This is a genomic window from Pseudoxanthomonas mexicana, assembly GCF_010093385.1.
Classification (GTDB): domain Bacteria; phylum Pseudomonadota; class Gammaproteobacteria; order Xanthomonadales; family Xanthomonadaceae; genus Pseudoxanthomonas_A; species Pseudoxanthomonas_A mexicana.
In genome coordinates, this window is the sequence record NZ_PDWV01000107.1 from 1 (window position 1) to 2,539 (window position 2,539).

General features: G+C 69.9%; 1 protein-coding gene. It reads left to right on the forward strand.

Going from position 1 to position 2,539, the window contains the following annotated elements; all coding sequences use genetic code 11:
• The first annotated feature begins 60 nt into the window (after positions 1–60).
• Positions 61–2,481 carry a penicillin-binding protein 1B gene (mrcB, locus tag CSC76_RS18785; protein ID WP_162111480.1) on the forward strand — a complete coding sequence of 807 codons (2,421 nt, stop codon included), beginning with the start codon at positions 61–63 and terminating at the stop codon, positions 2,479–2,481.
• The last annotated feature ends 58 nt before the right edge of the window (positions 2,482–2,539 follow it).

The window sequence follows — 2,539 nt, forward strand, 5'->3', positions numbered from 1 at the left end:
GCCGGGCGTACCCTCGGCGGCTGCGCTAGACTCGCCCGAATTCCCATTGTCGCATCCCCTGTGGCCCGCAACGACTACGACGACGAAGCGCTGGACGAAGACGACATCGACGACGGTGACGAGGGCCGACCGGTCTGGCGGCAGCGCCTGTTCGGCTGGGGACTGGCGGCCGTGGGGCTGGGCCTGGGGTTCCTGATCCCCTACACGCTGTACCTGAACCATCAGGTCACGGAGCGTTTCGGCGAACTGCGCTGGCAGATCCCCACCCGCGTGTACGCGCGCCCGCTGCAGCTCGCGCCCGGGCTGGCCATGGATGCGCAGACGCTGAAGACCGAACTCGATGCCGCCTCCTACCGCGACGACGGTGCCGGCCAGAGTCCGGGCACGTATGCGCGCGAAGGCGGCCGCTTCACCATCTCCAGCCGCGGCTACATCGACGTGGACGGCCGCGTGGCGCCGCGCCGCATCCAGGTGACCCTGTCCGGCGGGCGCGTGGCGAGCGTCCGGGATGTCGCCCGCAAGCAGTCGTTGAAGGCCGCGCGGCTGGACCCGGCGCGCATCGCCACGCTGTACGGGCAGAAGCAGGAAGAACGCCGCCTGGTGCGCCTGGAGGAAGTGCCCGAGTTGCTGGTCACCGGCCTGCAGGCGGTGGAGGACCGCGACTTCAAGGACCACCACGGCGTGGACCTCTCCGGCATGGTGCGCGCGGCATGGCTGCTGGTGAAATCCGGCGGCGACACCCGCCAGGGCGCCAGCACGCTGACCCAGCAGCTGGCCCGCAGCGGTCTGCTCGGCATCGGCAAGGAGCAGACGCCGACCCGCAAGTTCAACGAGATCCTGTTCGCGCTGATCCTGGAGGCGCGCTACGACAAGCGCACCATCCTGGAGGCCTACTTCAACCAGGTCTACCTGGGCCAGCGCGGCAGCCAGGCCATCCATGGCGTGGCGGCGGGCTCGGAATTCTGGTTCGGCCGCGACCTCGACAGCCTGACCACCGAGCAGGTCGCCCTGCTGATCGGCATGGTCAAGGGACCGTCGTACTACGACCCGCGCCGCAATCCGGAACGGGCGAAGGAGCGTCGCGACTATGCGCTGCGGAAGCTGCACGAGACCGGCCTGATCGACGACGCGGAATACAAGCGCGCGCTGGCGGCCCCGCTGGGCGTGACGAAGACGCCGGGCATGGCCGCGGCGAACCGCTTCCCGGCCTACGTGGATCTGGTGCGTCGCCAGCTGGCGCGGGACTACCCCGAGAGCGCGCTGCAGGGCGCCGGGCTGACGGTCCTGACCGGCATGTCGCCCTCGGCGCAGGCGTATGCCGAAGCGTCGGTCACGCGCACCATCAAGGCGCTGGAGAACAAGCGCCGGCCTCCGCTGCAGGCCGGCATGGTGGTGACCGACGTGCACGACGGCGACGTGCTGGCCGTGGTCGGCAGCCGCAACGTGTCGGAGGTGGGCTTCAACCGCGCGGTGGAAGCGCAGCGGCCGGTCGGCTCGCTGCTCAAGCCGTTCGTCTACCTGCTGGCGCTGGCGCAGCCCGACCAGTACTCGCTGGCGTCGTGGGTCGACGATTCGCCGGTGACCGTGCAGCTGGGCAAGAACAAGCGCTGGACGCCGGCCAATGCCGACCGGCGCAGCCACGGCACCGTGCGCCTGGTCGATGCGCTGGCCCGCTCGTACAACCAGGCCACGGTGCGCGTGGGCATGCAGGTCGAACCGGACCGGCTGGCGCAGCTGATCCGCGTGCTGGCCGGCATCCAGGCCGAACCCAACCCGGCGCTGATCTTGGGTGCGACCGACCAGAGCCCGTACGCGATGGCGCAGCTGTACCAGTTCCTCGCCTCCGGTGGCGAGATCCAGCCGCTGCATGCCGTGCGCGGCGTACTCGACCCCGATGGCAGGCTGCTCAAGCGCTACGACAAGACGCCGGCACCGGCGCAGGAGGGCGATTCGATCGCCGCCAACCTGATCACGGTCGCCCTGCAGCAGGTAGTGTCCAGTGGCACCGGCCGCCAGCTGATCGGCGACGGACTGGGACGCCTGCAGTCGGCCGGCAAGACCGGCACCAGCAACGACGGGCGCGACAGCTGGTACGCGGGCTATACCGGCGACCATCTGGCCGTGGTCTGGATGGGCAACGACCAGAACGAGCAGACCGGACTCTACGGCGGTACCGGCGCCATGCGCGTCTGGTCGGGGCTGTTCGCGCGCCTGCCCAGTGCGCCGTTGAAAGTGTCCGGCAAGGGCCTGGACTGGCAGTGGGTGGTGGGTTCCAACAGCACCGACGCCGGCTGTCCCGGTGCGCGTCAGTTGCCCTTCGTCTCCGGCCACGCCCCGGCCTACGCTGCCTGCGTGGTCGAGCAGCCACTGATCGAGGGCGAGGAAGCCGACAGCGGTGGCGGCTGGCGCAGCTGGTTCGGCCTGGACCGCAAGGAAGAGCCCGCACCGCCCCCTGAAGAGACTACCCCGCCACGCCCGTGATCATGAAGTTCCCCTTTCCCCTGTTCCTGCTGGCATTGGCTGGATGTGCGTCCTCGCC